Consider the following 16,884-nt stretch of genomic DNA (forward strand, 5'->3'; position numbering starts at 1 on the left):
GAACGACTTTTTTGCCATGATTTTTCAGAAGGATTTAAGGCGTGACTAAACTACGTGTTGGGGTGATTTTTGGCGGTAAATCGGCGGAGCATGAGGTGTCGCTGCAGTCGGCCAAAAACATTGTGGATGCAATCGACAAAGAGAAGTTTGACGTCACGCTGCTGGGGATCGACAAACAGGGGCAGTGGCACATCAACGACGCCTCCAATTACCTGCTCAACGCCGAGAATCCGGCGTTGATCGCGCTGAACCGCTCGAATAAGAACGTGGCGCTGATCCCGGGCCAGGAAAAACAGCAGCTGATCGAAGCGGGCAGCGCCGGCGCGCTGGGCCAGCTCGACGTCATTTTCCCGATCGTGCACGGCACGCTGGGGGAGGACGGCTCGCTGCAGGGGCTGCTGCGCATGGCCAATATGCCGTTCGTCGGCGCCGGCGTGCTCGGCTCGGCGGTCAGCATGGATAAAGACGTGACCAAGCGCCTGCTGCGCGACGCCGGGCTGGCGGTGGCGCCGTTCGTCACCCTGACGCGCGCCAACCGCGCCGGCTTCACGTTTGAGCAACTGAGCGAGCGCCTCGGCCTGCCGCTGTTCGTCAAGCCGGCCAACCAGGGCTCGTCGGTCGGGGTCAGCAAGGTGGAAAATCGCGCCGAGTTTGACGCGGCGGTGGCACTGGCCTTCAGTTTCGATCACAAGGTGCTGGTGGAGTCGGCGATCGTCGGCCGCGAGATCGAGTGCGCGGTGCTGGGGAACGACGATCCGCAGGCCAGCGTGTGCGGCGAGATCGTGCTGAGCGACGCCTTCTACTCCTACGACACCAAATACATCAATGAGCAGGGCGCTCAGGTGGTGGTGCCGGCGGCGATCGCGCCGGAAGTGAGCGACCACATCCGCGAGGTGGCGCTGAAGGCGTTCCGCGCGCTGGAGTGCTTCGGGCTGGCGCGGGTGGATGTGTTCCTGACGCCGGACAACCAGGTGGTGATCAACGAGATCAACACGCTGCCGGGCTTCACCAACATCAGCATGTATCCCAAGCTGTGGGCCGCCAGCGGCGTCAGCTACCAGGCGCTGATCACGCGCCTGATCGAATTGGCGCTGGAGCGCCACCAGCAGGATCGCGCGCTGAACAGTTCGGTGTTCGATCGCTAAACGCGGCAGGGGGCGGCGGTGCCGCCCCCGTCCATCACTTCACCGTCACGTCGATATCGCCGAAATACTTCTTCGACAGCGCCGCCACCGTGCCTTGCTGCTTCACTTTGGCGATGGCGGCATCCAGTTTCTTCTTCAGCGCCACATCCCCTTTACGCAGGCCGAAGGCAATGCCTTCACCGAGGATTTTGTCGTCGCGCACCGCCTCGCCGACGAAGGCGAAGCCTTTGCCGTCCGGCTGTGACAGGAAGCCGCTTTGCCCCGAGGGCGCCATCACCAGCGTGGCGTCGAGCCGACCGGCCGCCAGATCGAGATACACCTGATTCTGATCCTGGTAAGACACCACATCCACGCCCGCCGGCGCCCAATGGGTTTTGGCGTAAATCTCCTGAATCGAGCCTTGCAGCACGCCCACGTGTTTGCCCGCCAGCGCGTTGGCGTCCGGCAGCAGGCCGCTGCCGGCTTTGGCGATCAGGCGGTTCGGCACCTGATAGATGGCGTCGGTAAAGGCGATCGCCTGGCGCCGCTGTTCGGTCACGTTCATCGCCGAGTTGATGGCGTCGAACTTGCGCGCCTGCAGCGCTGGGATCAGGCTGTCGAACGAGGTTTCCACCCAACTGCATTGCAACTGCGCGGCGGCGCACACCGCGTCGCCCAACTCGATGTCGAACCCTTCCAGTTTGCCGCTGGCGGATTTGGATTCGAACGGCGGATACAGCGCTTCCAGACCGAAGCGCAGGCTGTTTTCCGCCGCCAGAGAAGAGCCGGCGGCCAGCAGGCATCCGGCGGCGAACAGCGTTTTCAAAGCTTTCATAGGCAGTGCCCCTTTCCCATGGTCGGACAAAAAATTACACCTGGCTCAGGCGGCGCGCGCCTTCCAGCAGGGTCTCGTTATCTTTGGAAAAACTCAGCCGAATAAGGCCGGTATCGGTGCCGTCGCTGTAGAACGCTGACAGCGGGATCGTCGCCACCTTCGCTTCGCGGATCAAGCGCACGGCGAAATCATTGTCGCTTTCGTGACTGAAGCCGCTAAAGCGGGCCAGCATGAAGAAGCTGCCGCGGCTGGGCAGCAGCTCAAAGCGCGAATCCTGCAGGGCGCTGGCCAGCAGATCGCGCTTTTGTTGGTAAAACGCCGCCAGCCCCAGGTAGCTCTGCGGGTTGGCGAGCGCGGCGGCGAAGGCGTGCTGCATCGGCGTATCGGCGGAGAACACCATGAACTGGTGCACCTTGCGGATCTCGTCCATCAACGCCGCCGGCGCCAGGCAATAGCCGACGCGCCAGCCGGTGACGTGGTAGGTTTTGCCGAACGACGACACGATCACGCTGCGTTCCGCCAACTGCGGATAGCGCGCCATGCTGTGGTGAATATCGCCGTCGAACACCACGTGCTCGTAGACCTCGTCGGACAGGATCACGATGTCGGTGTCGCGGGTCAGGGCGGTCAGGCGGTCGATATCCTGCGCGTCGAACACCGCGCCGGTCGGGTTGTGCGGCGTGTTGACGATGATCATGCGCGTTTTGCCGTTGATGGCGGCGGCCACTTCGTCCCAGTCGACGCGAAAATCCCGCAGCGACAGTTTGATCGCCACCGGCGTGGCGCCCTGCAGGCGCACGATCGGCGCATAGCTGTCGAACGCCGGTTCGAAATAGATCACCTCGTCGCCGGGATGCACCAGCGCGCTGATCGCCGAGTACAGCCCTTCGCTGGCGCTGGCGATCACCGTGATTTCTTCGTCGGCGTCATAGCGCGCGCCATACAATCGTTCAGCTTTTTCCGCCAGAGCAGCACGTAACGCCGCCACGCCGCTCATCGGCGCGTATTGGTTATGACCTGCGCGCATGGCTTGCGCCGTTGCCTCGATCAGCTGCGGATCGCCGGCGAAATTGGGCGCGCCCTGCGACAGATTGAGGGCCTGATGTTCGGCGCTGAGTTGGCCAATGACGGTGAAGATAGTGGTGCCGACGTCCGGCAGCTTCGAGCGGGATGAGCAGGCGCTCTGCATGATGGGCTCCAGGCAAACAGGGAAGTGTTGAGCGATTAAGCATCAGCCGGCGTAGGCGGACAAGGGAAAGTTTGTCATACTTGCCATGCACTACGATCATACCTAATCGAGGCTCGCTATGCCGATACCCCTGCCGTCGCTCGACGTATTGAAAACCTTTGTGGTGGTGGCGCAACGCCTCAACTTTACCCATGCCGCCCGGCAGCTGCACCTGACGCAGGGGGCGGTCAGCCGGCAAATCCTTGGGCTGGAACAGCGCCTGGGGTATCCGCTGTTCAGCCGCCAGGCGCGCGGTTTGGCGCTGACGCCGCAGGGCGCGCAGCTGCTGGCGCCGGTGCAGCAGGCGCTGGGGCAGTTGGATGAAGCCCTGACGCGGGCCGCCGCCCCGCCGGGGGCGCTGCGCATCAAATGCCCGACCTGCGCCATGCGCTGGGTGCTGCCGCGCATCATTCGCCTGCAGAATGAACGGCCGGACATGCACATCGAACTGACCGCCTCGGTGTCACACGGCCTGGATTTCAGCGCCGAGCAGTTTGACGCCGCGGTGCTATTCGGCCGGTCGCCGGGCAAAAAGCTGACCGCGCACCTGCTGTTCGACGAAATCCTCACGCCGGTCTGCACGCCGACGTTTCTGCCGCCGGCGCCTCGGCTGACGGACTTGACGGACAAAACCCTGCTGCACCCGACGCGCGATCGGCGCGACTGGCTGCGCTGGCTGAAGGCGGCGGGCGCCGATGCGTTGCCGTCCGGCAAGGCCCAGCATTTCGATACCCTCGATCTGGCGATGAGCGCGGCGCTGCAAGGGTTTGGCATCGCCATCGGCGATCTGTGCCTGTTGGAGGAGGATATTCAGGCGCGGCGCGTCGTGACGCCGTTCCCGCTCTGCGTCAGCAGCGGCGCGGCCTATTATTTGGTCTATCCTGAACGCACGGTGGCGCCGCCGACGTTAACCGCGCTGGTCGATTTTCTGTCGGCGGAGGCCGCCGACAGCCGCGCCCGGCTGCAGAATTACCTGCCGATAACCTGTAATGCTTTGTAAACATTAGCGATGCGAATTCCCTTGGCGATGAAACAGAGTGTGGCAAACTGTTTCTTCACTCCGATTAAACCCCGCGGCTTTGGCGGCGGAAACACGCCTGAGATAAAACAAGATGAAATGGCTTTGTGTGGTGAGTATGTTGTCCGGTCTGGCCCTCAGTCCGGCTTTTGCGCAGGAAACGCCGATAACGCAGGGCATTCACGCCCAGCAGCGCGACGCCTTCGTGTCCAATTTGATGAAGCAGATGACGCTGGAAGAGAAGATCGGCCAGCTGCGGCTGATCAGCGTCGGGCCGGATAACCCGAAAGAAGCGATCCGCGAGGGGATCCGCAAAGGGCAGATCGGCGCCATCTTCAATACCGTTACCCGGCCGGATATCCGGGTTATGCAGGATCAGGCGATGCAGCTCAGCCGCCTCAAAATCCCGTTGTTCTTCGCCTATGACGTGGTGCATGGCCAGCGCACCGTGTTCCCGATCAGCCTGGGGCTGGCGGCCAGCTTCGATCTGGAAGCCATTGCGCTCAGCGCCCGCGTGGCGGCGCAGGAGGCCAGCGACGATGGCCTGAACATGACCTTCGCGCCGATGGTCGATATTACCCGCGATCCGCGCTGGGGCCGGGTGTCCGAAGGCTTCGGCGAAGATACCTGGCTGGTATCGAAAATCGCCAAGGTGATGGTCGACGGTTTCCAGAACGGCGATCCGGCCAAACCCGGTTCGGTGATGGCCAGCGTCAAGCACTTTGCATTGTACGGCGCCGTCGAAGGCGGCCGCGATTACAACACTGTCGACATGAGCCCGCTGCGCATGCATCAGGACTATCTGCCGCCTTATAAAGCGGCGGTGGACGCCGGCAGCGGCGGGGTGATGGTGTCGCTCAACGCGATCAACGGCGTGCCGGCCACCGCCAACCCGTGGCTGCTGAAAGATCTGCTGCGCGAACAATGGGGCTTTAAAGGCATCACCATCAGCGACCACGGCGCGATCAAAGAGCTGATTAAACACGGCGTGGCCGCCGACGCGCGCGACGCGGTGCGCCTGGCGATCACCTCCGGCGTCGACATGAGCATGAGCGACGAGTTCTACGACAAGTACCTGCCGGGTCTGGTGAAGGACGGGCTGGTGCCTGAAAGCGATATCGACCGCGCCTGCCGCGACGTGCTGAACACCAAATACGACATGGGGCTATTCACCAATCCTTACGTGCATCTGGGCCCGGCGGGTTCCGATCCGCAGGACACCAACGCCGAAAGCCGTCTGCACCGCGCCGAAGCGCGGGTGGTGGCGCGCAAGACGATGGTGTTGCTGAAGAACGATAAGCAGACGCTGCCGCTGAGCAAGCAGGCGACCATCGCGCTGGTCGGGCCGATGGCCGACAGCCAGCGCGATGTGATGGGCAGTTGGTCCGCCGCCGGGGTGGTCAAACAGTCGGTCACCCTGCGCGAAGGGCTGGAGCGGGCGGTGGGCGACAAGGCGCGCATTCTGTACGCCAAGGGCGCCAACGTCACGCAGGATAAAGGCATCATCGACTATCTGAACGAGTATGAGCCGGCGGTGGCGTTCGATACCCGCTCGCCGCAGCAGATGATCGACGAAGCGGTACAGGCGGCGAACAAGGCCGACGTGGTGGTGGCGGTGGTGGGGGAATCGCAGGGCATGGCGCATGAGGCCTCCAGCCGCGCCGACATCACGATCCCGCAGAGCCAACGCGATTTGATCGCCGCGCTGAAAGCCACCGGCAAGCCGCTGGTGCTGGTGCTGATGAACGGCCGGCCGCTGGCGCTGAGCTGGGAGAGCGAGCAGGCGGACGCGATGCTGGAAACTTGGTACAGCGGCACCGAGGGCGGCAACGCGGTGGCGGACGTGCTGTTCGGCGACTATAACCCGTCGGGCAAGCTGCCGATGACCTTCCCGCGCTCGGTCGGCCAGATCCCGATGTACTACAACCACCTGAACACCGGCCGTCCGTTCGGCAAGGAGAATCCGGGCAAGTACACCTCACGCTACTTCGATTCGCCGAACGGCCCGCTGTATCCGTTCGGTTACGGCCTGAGCTAAACCACCTTCAGCCTGTCGGATCTGAAATTATCCAGCCCGACGATGGCGCGCAACGGCAAGCTAACCGCCAGCGTCACGCTGAAGAATACCGGCAAGTACGACGGCGCCACGGTGGTGCAGCTGTATCTGCAGGACGTGACCGCCTCGGTCAGCCGGCCGGTGAAGGAGCTGCGCAACTTCAAGAAAGTGATGCTGAAGGCCGGTCAGTCGCAGCAGGTCGAACTGCCGATTAGCGAAGACGATCTGAAGTTCTACAACGCCAGCCTGAAATGGGGGGCGGAGCCGGGTAAATTCAACGTGTTCGTCGGCCTGGATTCCGACAACGTGCAGGCGCAAAGCTTTACGCTGAAGTAACCTTTTCCCCCTCTTTCACTGCGGTGGGAGAGGGGGATCCATCCTTTCCGCTAATGTCACCGGAGCTTGCCTCATGAAACGCTATCTGGATTGCAGCGCCAGCGATCTGGCCGATATCGGCAAAGCCGATCTGCTCTACGCCATCCGCGCCAGCGAAGGGCGCATCTTGGTCAGCGAAACCATCGCGGTCACTCAGCCGCTGCTCAATAACGTCACCAATGCCGAACTGGCGGCCAGTCAGGGCGCCGATCTGTTGCTGTTGAACCTGTTCGACGTCGATCGTCCGCATATCGCGGGCCTGCCCGCCGACGTGCCGCCGCAGGAGGCGCTGCGCACGCTGCAGCGCCTGACCGGGCGGGTGATCGGGGTGAACCTGGAGGCGGTCGATCCGGCTTTCGCCACCGAACATAACGACTTCTGGCAGATGACGGCGGGCCGCGCCGCCACCGCCGAAAATGCCCGTAAACTGTATCAACTCGGCGCGCGCATGCTGGTGCTGACCGGCAACCCGAACAACGGCGTCAGCAATCAGGCGATCGCCGCCGCGCTGAAAGCGATCCGCGATGAAGTGGGTGACGAGATGGTGCTGGTGACCGGCAAAATGCACGGCGCGGGCATTGTGCGCGAAAGCGGCAGCCAGCTGATCGGCGAGCGGGACATCGCGCTGTTCGTGGAAAACGGCGCGGACATCGTGCTGTTGCCGGCGCCGGGCACCATTCCCGGCATGTCGCAGGAGAAAGTGGCGGCGTTGATCGCCTTTGCCCAGCGGCAGGGCGCGCTGGCGATGACGGCGATCGGCACCTCGCAAGAGGGGGCCGACGTGCAGACCGTGCGGCAGATTGCGCTGATGAGCAAAATGGCCGGCGCCGATCTGCATCATATCGGCGATACCGGCTATTTGGGGTTGGCGCTGCCGGAAAACATCTTCGCCTACAGCGTGGCGATTCGCGGCGTGCGCCACACCTACAGCCGCATGGCGCGATCGGTGAACCGTTAAGTCAGGGGTTTTTGCGCCGTGACGATGCTGAAATAGCCGAGCGACGGCAGCACCTGAGCGGGCCCGAAGCCGATGTCGCGCAGCAGGCCGCCGATTTCCTTGCCGGAGTATTGGCGGCCCTGCGTCCATCCCATCATCATCAGGCTGTATCCCGCGGCGGCAGGCGGCCGTCGCCGTCATCGTTGTACAGCACTTCGTGGATCACGATCCTGCCTCCGGGCGGGAGGGCCGCATAGCTCTTTTGCGCCAGGAAGCGGTTCTTGTCCATCGGCCAGTCGTGGAAAATATTGGAGTACAGGTGCAGATCCGCCGCCGGGTAGGGATCGCGCCACATATCGCCGCTGTGGGTGCCGATGCGGTGGCTGAGGCCGTAATGGCGCGCGTAGTCGGCGGCGAGCGGGCACACCTCCGGCAGATCGAACACGGTGCACGTGAGCGCCGGCCAGTGGGCCGCCAGGCTGATGGCATGGGCGCCGGAGGCGCCGAGGGGCAGCAACGTAGGCCAAACGCTGGCCGATCCCATGCTCAGGCTGTGCATGGCGTGGGTAAAACGCCGCATTCTGTCGGCGTCGAGCGTATGCGTTTCAAACAACTCCTGCTCGCCATACACCTGCGAAGTATTCTTTCTGATGGCGCTTTCCAGGTTTTGCAGCGTGAAAATCTCGCTGTTTTCAATCATCAAATCCCAAAAATAGCCGAAGTAATGCGGGTTGTTTTTTAACAAAAAGATTTCCGCTTCCGGCGTCAGAGAGAATGTTTCGCCGTCTCTGGCGATCAATTTCAATGCCACTAACGCCATGACCAGCGTCTCCGCCGGGCGTTTTTCCACATTGGCCTGAGCGCATATATCGGTCAGATTGCGGGGGTGCAGAGCAATAAACTCAAAGATGCCCAGGCGGTGCGCAATAAGCGCCGCCGGATAGAGATATAAATTCATCGTGATATCGAGAATGGTTTTGTCGTCGCATTGCGGCGGCCGGACGGAATGGTTCATGCGGCTCTCCTTCCCCTAAGGCGTGGCGCGTCTTAACAGGCTATGCCACGCCTGTGGTTTTAGCAAAGGGCGAGGGCGCGATTGACCGCAGACCAACGCTTCCGTTGTAAATCATTCCCTGTGAGACTATTTTAAATTGAATTGGGTGCGGTTAATGTCGCGCGTAAAAAACTGACGCCGGGCGGAATAATAACTCCATCATGCATTTTTATTTTATGGGAGGTTAACTTAATCACAGTTATTAACGCGTCAGGGTTGTGTTAATCTGGGCCGCCGTTATACCGTACCGACATTCACATTATTTTTGTGAATAATTCAAAACTAAATAATTCATTATTAAAACGAGATAACAATGAAAAAGATCATTCTGACCGGCATGATTGCCGCGACTCTGGGCTTGTTCAACACCGCCAACGCCGAAGGGATGGATCCTGCCGCGTTGAAAAACGTCTATGACATCACGCGTAATACCGCCGGGCTGATGTCCTACTGTGTCGATAAAGGTTTCCTGAAAGCGGACAGCATCGACAACGCCAAGAAAATGGTGGCCTACGTGGCGGCGATCCCCGGCGGCGTCGACACCCGCGACGGCGACAAGCGCGAAGCGATGGGCCGTGAAGGCAATGTGCTGAACGACGACGGCAACGTGGTTGCGTTGGAGAAGGAAGCGCCGCAGGGTCTGCAGGCGTGGTGTCAGCAGGCTGACGAAGGGATCCGCCAGGGGCTGACGTCTATCGGCCAATAAGCGCCGGATTTAGCCTCCCCCTCCTTAAGGCTTCGTTTGAAGGGAATCTCCGGGCCAGCGGCCCGGAGCATCTTACAAGAACAATGGCGTAGTGTTTTCAGCCAGAAACGCCAGCAGCGTTTCGTTGACCGCCGTCGGGTTTTCCTTGTTGCTGATATGCCCGGCGTCAGGGATCAGTACATGCCGACAGCCGAGAAGATCCGCCATGCGCTGGCCTTCTGCCGGCGGGCGCGGCTTATCTTGCGCGCCGGTGATGACGATGCTGGCGGCGGTGATGTTTTCCAGCAGCGCCAGCTTGTCGGGGCGGCCAAAGATCATCCGGCCCAGCGGTACGATGCTCTCGCGCAGGCGATCGGCGGGCAGGCTCTGGAGCTGGCACAGCAGCGATTGCAATAAGGCGTCGGGGACATCATCGGAATAAAACAGCGACGCGACATGTTCCAGCAGCGGCGATGCGATGGCGCCGGCCTGTTCCACGGCGGCCAGCATGCCCATATAGCGCTGCCGCGCCTCCGGCGTTTCGTCGCCCAGGTAGCTGTCCAGCAGCGCCAGCACTTTCACCCGCTCCGGCGCCAGCGCCGCCAGTTCGGCGCCCCACATGCCGCCGACGGACAGGCCGACGATGCCGAACTCTTCAATATCCAAACGATCCATCAGCGCCAAATGATCGGCGGCGATATCCGACAGGCTGTTTCGCCCGGGCGGCAGCGCCGGTGAATCGCCGTGGCCCCAGAGATCCGGCACGATCAGGCGGTAGCGTTTCGCCAGCGCTTCGAACTGTGGCGCCCACATATTCAGATCGAACAGATAGCTGTGGCCCAGCAGCAACGGAAAGCCCGAACCCACGTCGAGGTAATGCAGGGATTTGCCCATCGTTGGCATCTTATCGGTTCCTTATATAAAGAGAGTCCGGCTGCTTATATCATACTCATATTCAACCTGCGGTATTAATTTACCTTAAATTACTCAGGTGGCGACGTATTTGTCATTATCCTTTGCTAACAAGAGGTCAATGAAAGGTGGCATTAAGGATAATATTCTGGTCGAGGCCGGAGCCTTGATTTATGCTGGCGCTCCTTTCAAGCTGGAATAGCTAAACAGGGCGTCGCGATGAAAAGACTTTTCAGACTATTAATTATTTTGCTTGTTATTTTGCTGCTGGCGGCGGTGCTGTGGTGGTTCTTCGGGCGCGGCAATCCGAATGCGTTATGGCAAATCGTTAGCCAGCAGTGCGTGCCCAATCAGCAACAGAACCACGATCCGGCGCCCTGTGTAAAGGTTGGCTTAACAGAGGGTTATGTACTGTTTAAAGACAGCAAAGGTCCCTATCACGATCTGGTGATGCCAACCGAAAAGGTCAGCGGCATCGAGAGCCCGATATTGCAAGCGGAGCGAACGCCGCATTATTTCGCCCTGGCCTGGAACAACCGCGAACATATATCCGGCGAGCTGGGTAAACCGTTAAAAGACGCGTGGCTTTCTCTGGCGGTCAATTCGAAATATGGCCGTTCTCAGAATCAGCTGCATATTCACGTTGCCTGCTTGCGCCAGGATGTCTATAACACGCTGGGGGAACAGGCGGAGCAATTAGATCAACAGTGGCGACCGATGGCGGTGAAATTGGTCGGCCACCACTACCTGGCCAGAAAATTGGCGGGCACCGATTTAACCCAGGAAGATCCTTTCCGCTTGTTGCAAAACTATGTGGCCGAGCAGGGCGACAGCATCGGCAATTACGGTCTGGCGCTGGCGGTCAGCCCGCAGGGCGAGATGCTGCTGTTGGCGAACCGTTTGACGTTGACCGATCTGAACCTGGGCTCGGCCGGCGAAATTCAGGACTACCGGTGCGAGGTGGCGGGGAACTCAAGATGATAACGGCCCGCCGGCTGGGTCAGCCGGCGGCTGCCGTGCGGTCAGAGCTTCTTCAGCAGTTCCAGCAGCTGCGCTTCGCTTTTCTCCGCCAGCCCGTCGATGGCGAGCTTGATGATGTCGGAGCGGGTGATGCGCACGATGCCGTTGCGCGCCGCCTGCACGATCACCTCATCGATGGCTTCGATGTGGTTGTCCGTCAGGCTGACGGAAATCGCCTTATAGGTGCGCTTGCGGCCGGCCGGCTTGGTTTCCGGCGCGGGCGCCGCGACCGGCAACGTGTGCGAGGTGGCGCTGTTGATGAATTCGTCTTCCGACATGCGGTGGGTGGGGGTGCGCTTCTTCACAGGATCACCTCTTTCACCAGGCATTCGATCTCGGCCTGCGCCTTTTCATTGTTCGCCTCATGCACGGTGATGGCTTCGCCCCAGGCGTCGCGGTAAATTTTGCGGTCGCACAGGCGGTTGCTCACCAGGGTGAACTCCGGGTATTCGCTCAGCACCTGCGCCGCTTCGTTGGCTTCATTAATGAAGATGTTGGTCGGGCACATGTTCAGCACGATGTAGCCTTTGACCTTCTCGTTATATTCCTGCGCGGTGGAGAACATCTCCGACAGATAGCCGATGGTGTCGAGGTCCATCTGCGAAGGGCGCAGCGGCGAGAGGAACAGATCGGCGGCCAGCAGGCCGGAGCGCAGTTCGGCGCTGTCGCGGCCGGCGGTGTCGACGATCACGTAGTCGTAATGGCGATCCAGCTCCAGCAGCGTTTCCTTGATTTTGCCCGACGCGGCCACCACCGGAATGTGCGGCAGCCCTTCGACGTTCTGACGGTCGTTGTACCAGGTCATGATTGATTTCTGGTCGTCGGCATCGACGATGATCGCCGTCTTGCCTTGCTTAAGAATCAGATACCCGGCGATATTCACCGCTTTCGTCGACTTGCCGACGCCGCCTTTTTGCGAGCCAATCAGAACAATCATGCTGCCATCTCTCAAGTTATTAAGCGGGTAACTTATTAAGTTAATGCGCTTATTAGGTTGATAATCAAACAGGTTAACAAGAACAACTCGCGAACAATATGCACCAACTGCGGCGGCTTGCCAAGCCAGTATGTCGTTAACTGCGCAGCTTATTTTGCGCTGGATGGCCCGGATGGGTAAGTAGGAATTCTCTGGGAAGTGACGATGCGGAGGTGGGTTTATTAATTTAACAGCTTAATAAGTTAGTTGGCTATTAAGCTGTTTGCGGCATTATTTCTTCATCATCGCTTTCAGGTTGGCGAACGGATTGTGGGTGGCGACGCCGACATCTTTCTGCGCGTCTTCACCGGCCACTACCGTCGAACCGTATTGATCGGCCTCGGTGTATTTCGAGTGCTCGTGGTCGTGGCAATACAGACACAACATTTCCCAGTTGCTGCCGTCTTCCGGGTTGTTGCTGTGATCGTGATCGATGTGGTGCACCGTCAGTTCGCGCAGGTTGGAATAGACGAACTCGCGTGAGCAGCGCCCACACACCCAGGGGAACAGTTTCAGCGCTTTTTCGCGGTAGCCGGTTTCCAGCTTCGCATAGTTTTTGGGGATATAGGCCATGGTGGTTGTCCGTGGTGAATCACTATGCGGTAAATAATACCACACTGCGCGCGGCTACAGCGTGCGGCTCATCTCGCTGCTAGCGAAACGTCTCCACCGCCCAGTCGATGAACGCCCGCAGCTTGCCGCTGAGGTGGCGATTGGACGGGTAGACCACGTACATCTGCTCCGGCGGCGGCTGCCAGTCGTGCAGCAGGCTGACCAGTTCGCCGCGCTCGAGGTGCGGCTGCGCCATAAACCGATAAATCTGGATGATGCCTAATCCGGCCAGGCTCGCCGCCAGCAGCGCGTTGCCTTCATTGATGCTGACCGGGTAGCGCTGCTGGATGGCGATCTCTTTGCCGCGTTCGACATAGCGTTGCGGATGGATGCGGTCGTTGACCGGATGGCGGTAGTGCACCATCGGAAAACCCTGTTCCAGATCGCACGGGTGGCGCGGGGCGCCGTGGCGCGCCAGATAAGCCGGGGTGGCGCAGCTGACCCAGTCCAGATCGAACAGACGCCGGGCGATCAGGCTGGAGTCGGCCAATGGGCCGCTGCGGATCACGCAGTCGGCGCTGTCGCTGATCAGATCGATAACGCGATCGCCGATGCTGAGATCGATTTGGATTTGCGGGTAGCGTTCCAAAAAGCCGGGCAGCGCCGGCAACAGCAGTTGGCGAGCGGTGCCGCTGCCGGTGTCGATGCGCAGCACGCCCTGCGGAGAACTTTGCGACTCGGTCAGGCAGCCCTCCATCTGCTCCAAATCCGCCAGCCATTTCACCGTATTTTGGTAATAGCATTCGCCTTCGCGGGTGACCGACACGCTGCGAGTGGTGCGCTGAAACAGCTTGGTCTGCAGGTGATCCTCCAGATTTTGGATCAGCTTGGTGACCGTCGCTTTCGGCATGCCCAGCGAATCGGCGGCGCGGGTAAAGCCGCCGGTTTCCACCACGCGGTTAAATACCCGGATAGCGAGCAAATGATGGTCCATAGGTTCTCAACGCCATGCCCCGGCGGTGGCCGGGGCATGTTTCTGCAGATAGATAATGATTAACACTGTTTAGCGCCAATCGCGCCGGAGCGCAAGCTGAGGCCGAACACCAGCGTGGCGGAGAGGATCAGCGCGCCGCCGAACAGCATGGCGCTGCTGACGCCCTGCCAGTCCACCACTTCACCGCCCAGCAGTGCGCCGGAGGCCAGCGCGATCTGGATGACGCACACCAACAGCGCCTGGCCGGCTTCCGGCGCCTGCGGCACGGCGGCGAACATCCAGTTGGTGGCGCAGACCGGCACGGCGCCAAAGGCCAGCCCCCACACCAGCACCATCAGCGTGGCGCCGGCGAGGCCGCTGAGCAGCGGCGAAACGATCAAAATGCCCGCCAGCATGGCGGCGATCAGTATGAAGGTGGCGCGCAGGCTGTGTTCCGCCAGACGCTCGCCGAGAAAGGTGCCCAGCAGACCGATGGCGCCATAGGCCAACAGCTGCAGCGAGATCGCCGATGGGCTGAGCACGAACACCTGTTGCAGCAGCGGCCGCAGGTAGGTGTAGGCGGCGAAGTGGCCGATGAACAGCAGCACGATGGCGATCAGGCCGATGCGCGCCATCGGCAGGCGCAGCGGCAGCACCAGATCGCGCGGCGTGACCGGCCGGGAAGGCGGCACCGAGGTCAGCAAACGCAGCTGCGCCGCCAGTACGCCGACCGCCAATGCCGCACCGCCGAAGAAGGCGGCGCGCCAGCCGAACAGATCGCCGATCAGCGCCCCGGCCGGCACGCCGCACACCGCGCCGACCGAGATGCCGCTGAGGATCAGCGCGGTGGCGCGGCCCTGGCTGGCTTCCGGCACCAGATGGCGGCCGTAGTTGGCGGCGAACGACCAGAAACCGCCGACGCAGATGCCCAGCAGCACGCGGCCCAGCAGCATCATCGGGAAGTTGACGGCCAGCGCCGCCACCAGGTTGGACACCATCAGCAACAGCGACAGCCCCAACATCAGTAAACGCCGATCCAGACGGCCGGAAATCAGGCTCAATGCGGGGGCGGCCACCGCCGCCACGATGCCGGGCATGGTGACCATCAGCCCGGCGGTGCCGGTGCTGACGCCGAGCGAGGGGGCGATGTTGGTCAGCAGGCCGATCGGCAAAAACTCGGTGGTGACCATGACAAAACAGGCGACCGTCAGCGAGAAGATCGCCGGCCACGGGGATGATGCAGGGTTATCTTTATTATTCAGCATAATGCCGCTCGTCTCAGGTGAATGCGCAGGCCGTGCGCGGGGCACGGTGTGACCGAAGTCACAATCTACGGCAGGCCGAAGGCGCAGATAAATCCATCTGCGGTGGTTACACTGTTTCTGAGAGGAAACAATCGCGGCGGCGAGTGAAAACGCGGCTTGCGCCGCGCCGAGAGGAAAGGAATAAAACGGCATAAGGTTATGACCGAATGCCGCGTGGCGCTTATAGCCCCGGCGCTTTCCACAGCGAGGTGGTCAGGCCGTTGTCCACCAGCGTCAGCTGATCGGCGTAGACCCGCCGCCAGGTTTCTTTCTGTTCCTGATACAGCGCGTGGTGGGTCATGTCCGGCTGATGCTCGCGCTCCCAGCGCACCAGGCGCTCGCCGGTTTCGGCCAGCGACTCGTACAGCCCGGCGCCGACGCCGGCGGCGATCGCGCAGCCCAGCGCGGTGGCCTCTTTCACCACCGGCACCCGCACCGTCAGCCCGGTGACGTCGCTGAGGATCTGGCTCCACAGCTTGCCCTTGGCGCCGCCGCCGGCGAACACCAGCGAACGGGCCTGCACGCCGGAGAAGGCGGCGATCTGTTCCAGATTGCAGGCGGAGACGATGGCGGCATTCTCCTCCAGCGCGCGGAACAGCGTCTGTTTGTTGCAGCGCTCCGGGTCTATCGACATGTTGATGAACGACGGCGCCGCGTGATACCAGGTTTTGAAATGCATGGCGTCGGAGAAAATCGGCATCACGCCGTAGGCGCCCGGCGGCACTCTGGCCGCCATCTCTTCCAGCAGGCTGTAGGCGTCGATCCCCAGCCGCTCCGCCAGCAATTTTTCTTCCGCGCAGAAGGCGTCGCGGAACCAGCGCATGGTCAGGCCGGTAAAGAAGCTGATGGATTCCGCCTGCGCCATGCCGGGAATGACGTGGGGGTTGATGCGGATGTTCATCTCCGGATCGATGGCCGGCTCCGGCAGGTTGACGATTTGCTGCCAGAAGGTGCCGCCGAGCACCGCCGTCTGCCCGGCGCGCACGATGCCGAGCCCCAGGCTGCCGAGCTGCACGTCGCCGCCGCCCATCACCACCGGGGTGCCGCGCAGCAGCCCGCTCTCCTGCGCCGCCTGCTCGGTGACGCGCCCCAGCACGCTGCCGGTCTCTTTCACCGGCGACAGAATATCGGCGCGCAGCCCGGCCAAGTCGAGCAACGCCGGCCGCCAGTCGCGGCTGGTCAGATCCAGCATGCCGGTGGTGCCGGCGTTGGAAGGATCGACCGCCAGTTCACCGCTCAGCATGTTGGCCAGCCAGTCGCTGATCATGGTCAGTGTCGCCGCCTGGCGGTAGATGTCCGGCCGATGGTGCGCCAGCCACAGCAGGCGCGGCATGGCGCTCAGTGCCAGCGTCTGGCCGGAGTGCTGGTACACCTCGCGTTCGAAGCCGTGGTTGTGCAGCTCTTTCAGCTCGCTGACTTCGTGGCTGGCGCGTGCGTCGACGTTGGCGCAGGCCCAGATCGGCACGCCGTTGCGGTCGTACAGCACGATGCCTTCACGCATCGAGCAGCAGGCCACCGCGCGGATCGCCTGAGCGCTCAAGCCTGCGCGTTGCATCGCCTGGCGGATGCACTGGCAGGCCAGCTGCCAGTTGCGGCTGAGGTCAAACTCCATCGAGCCGGGCACGCCCGGCACCGCCAGGTGTTGCCACTCCGCCTGGCCGTGCGCGATCTGGTTACCCGCCAGATCGAAGATCACCGCGCGAATGCTGCCCGTTCCTGCGTCCAGCGCCATCAAGTAGTTATCCATAGCCTATGCTCTCAGGGGGAGGAGTGTTAACTATAGATGCCGCCGCCTTACCCCGCCGGGGGAGGAGTGGGCGTCGCCGACGCGATTT

General features: G+C 61.6%; 16 protein-coding genes and 1 pseudogene. 6 read left to right on the forward strand and 11 right to left on the reverse strand.

Annotated elements, in window-relative coordinates:
• Positions 1–41: 41 nt before the first annotated feature.
• Entirely contained in the window at positions 42–1,145 is a 1,104-nt protein-coding gene (gene ddlA, locus ADK28_RS11985; RefSeq protein ID WP_015377061.1) for a D-alanine--D-alanine ligase, read from the forward strand.
• 34 nt (positions 1,146–1,179) lie between these two features.
• Here the strand turns inward: ddlA and ADK28_RS11990 are convergent, their stop codons facing one another.
• Positions 1,180–1,959, reverse strand: a complete 780-nt coding sequence (locus tag ADK28_RS11990; RefSeq protein ID WP_048795755.1) for an ABC transporter substrate-binding protein — start codon at positions 1,957–1,959, stop codon at positions 1,180–1,182.
• A 34-nt stretch (positions 1,960–1,993) separates the two neighbouring features.
• Entirely contained in the window at positions 1,994–3,148 is a 1,155-nt protein-coding gene (locus ADK28_RS11995; protein WP_048795756.1) for a methionine aminotransferase, read from the reverse strand.
• 118 nt (positions 3,149–3,266) lie between these two features.
• Here ADK28_RS11995 and ADK28_RS12000 point away from each other — a divergent pair, with 118 nt between their 5' ends.
• The 3 genes and pseudogenes from ADK28_RS12000 to ADK28_RS12010 all read left to right on the forward strand — a co-directional run bounded on the left by ADK28_RS12000 (position 3,267) and on the right by ADK28_RS12010 (position 7,594).
• Positions 3,267–4,187 (forward strand): LysR substrate-binding domain-containing protein, encoded by a 921-nt coding sequence (locus tag ADK28_RS12000; protein ID WP_048795757.1) that lies wholly within the window; start codon positions 3,267–3,269, stop codon positions 4,185–4,187.
• Between the two features lie 112 nt (positions 4,188–4,299).
• Positions 4,300–6,597, forward strand: a pseudogene (bglX, locus tag ADK28_RS12005) (beta-glucosidase BglX).
• A 73-nt stretch (positions 6,598–6,670) separates the two neighbouring features.
• The gene (locus ADK28_RS12010) at positions 6,671–7,594 is read left to right on the forward strand and encodes a PEP phosphonomutase (RefSeq protein ID WP_048795758.1); all 924 of its coding nucleotides are present in this window, start codon (positions 6,671–6,673) and stop codon (positions 7,592–7,594) included.
• On the opposite strand, the gene ADK28_RS32985 is transcribed toward ADK28_RS12010, so the two are convergent.
• Positions 7,591–7,734 carry a hypothetical protein gene (locus ADK28_RS32985; protein ID WP_239686242.1) on the reverse strand — a complete coding sequence of 48 codons (144 nt, stop codon included), beginning with the start codon at positions 7,732–7,734 and terminating at the stop codon, positions 7,591–7,593. The genes ADK28_RS12010 and ADK28_RS32985 overlap by 4 nt on opposite strands.
• Positions 7,734–8,588 carry an acetylserotonin O-methyltransferase gene (locus ADK28_RS12015; RefSeq protein WP_239686243.1) on the reverse strand — a complete coding sequence of 285 codons (855 nt, stop codon included), beginning with the start codon at positions 8,586–8,588 and terminating at the stop codon, positions 7,734–7,736. The genes ADK28_RS32985 and ADK28_RS12015 overlap by 1 nt, the downstream gene beginning before the upstream one ends.
• Positions 8,589–8,940: 352 nt before the next feature.
• On the opposite strand from ADK28_RS12015, the gene ADK28_RS12020 reads away from it, so the two are divergent.
• Complete coding sequence (locus ADK28_RS12020; protein ID WP_016928624.1) at positions 8,941–9,333, forward strand: hypothetical protein; 393 nt, start codon at positions 8,941–8,943, stop codon at positions 9,331–9,333.
• Between the two features lie 72 nt (positions 9,334–9,405).
• On the opposite strand, the gene ADK28_RS12025 is transcribed toward ADK28_RS12020, so the two are convergent.
• Positions 9,406–10,206 (reverse strand): alpha/beta fold hydrolase, encoded by an 801-nt coding sequence (locus tag ADK28_RS12025; protein ID WP_082172282.1) that lies wholly within the window; start codon positions 10,204–10,206, stop codon positions 9,406–9,408.
• A 237-nt stretch (positions 10,207–10,443) separates the two neighbouring features.
• Between ADK28_RS12025 and ADK28_RS12030 the strand changes: the two genes are divergently transcribed.
• Entirely contained in the window at positions 10,444–11,205 is a 762-nt protein-coding gene (locus tag ADK28_RS12030) for a CDP-diacylglycerol diphosphatase (protein WP_048795760.1), read from the forward strand.
• 41 nt (positions 11,206–11,246) lie between these two features.
• Here ADK28_RS12030 and ADK28_RS12035 read toward each other — a convergent pair whose 3' ends face one another.
• The 6 genes from ADK28_RS12035 to lsrK all read right to left on the reverse strand — a co-directional run bounded on the left by ADK28_RS12035 (position 11,247) and on the right by lsrK (position 16,796).
• Positions 11,247–11,549: a hypothetical protein gene (locus ADK28_RS12035; RefSeq protein ID WP_033641003.1), complete on the reverse strand. Its 303-nt coding sequence runs from the start codon at positions 11,547–11,549 to the stop codon at positions 11,247–11,249.
• Complete coding sequence (locus ADK28_RS12040) at positions 11,546–12,181, reverse strand: AAA family ATPase (RefSeq protein ID WP_033641002.1); 636 nt, start codon at positions 12,179–12,181, stop codon at positions 11,546–11,548. Before ADK28_RS12040 ends, ADK28_RS12035 begins: the two co-directional genes overlap by 4 nt.
• A gap of 270 nt (positions 12,182–12,451) precedes the next feature.
• On the reverse strand, positions 12,452–12,793 hold the full coding sequence (gene yajD, locus ADK28_RS12045; protein WP_016928619.1) for an HNH nuclease YajD: 342 nt from the start codon (positions 12,791–12,793) through the stop codon (positions 12,452–12,454).
• A gap of 79 nt (positions 12,794–12,872) precedes the next feature.
• On the reverse strand, positions 12,873–13,766 hold the full coding sequence (locus ADK28_RS12050; protein WP_033641001.1) for a LysR family transcriptional regulator: 894 nt from the start codon (positions 13,764–13,766) through the stop codon (positions 12,873–12,875).
• Between the two features lie 59 nt (positions 13,767–13,825).
• Positions 13,826–15,010 carry an MFS transporter gene (locus ADK28_RS12055; RefSeq protein ID WP_033641000.1) on the reverse strand — a complete coding sequence of 395 codons (1,185 nt, stop codon included), beginning with the start codon at positions 15,008–15,010 and terminating at the stop codon, positions 13,826–13,828.
• A gap of 220 nt (positions 15,011–15,230) precedes the next feature.
• Complete coding sequence (gene lsrK / locus ADK28_RS12060; RefSeq protein ID WP_033640999.1) at positions 15,231–16,796, reverse strand: autoinducer-2 kinase; 1,566 nt, start codon at positions 16,794–16,796, stop codon at positions 15,231–15,233.
• Positions 16,797–16,884 lie beyond the last annotated feature (88 nt).

Origin of the sequence: Serratia sp. 506_PEND (assembly GCF_001076875.1) — a bacterium.
In the GTDB taxonomy this organism is placed as follows: domain Bacteria; phylum Pseudomonadota; class Gammaproteobacteria; order Enterobacterales; family Enterobacteriaceae; genus Serratia; species Serratia marcescens.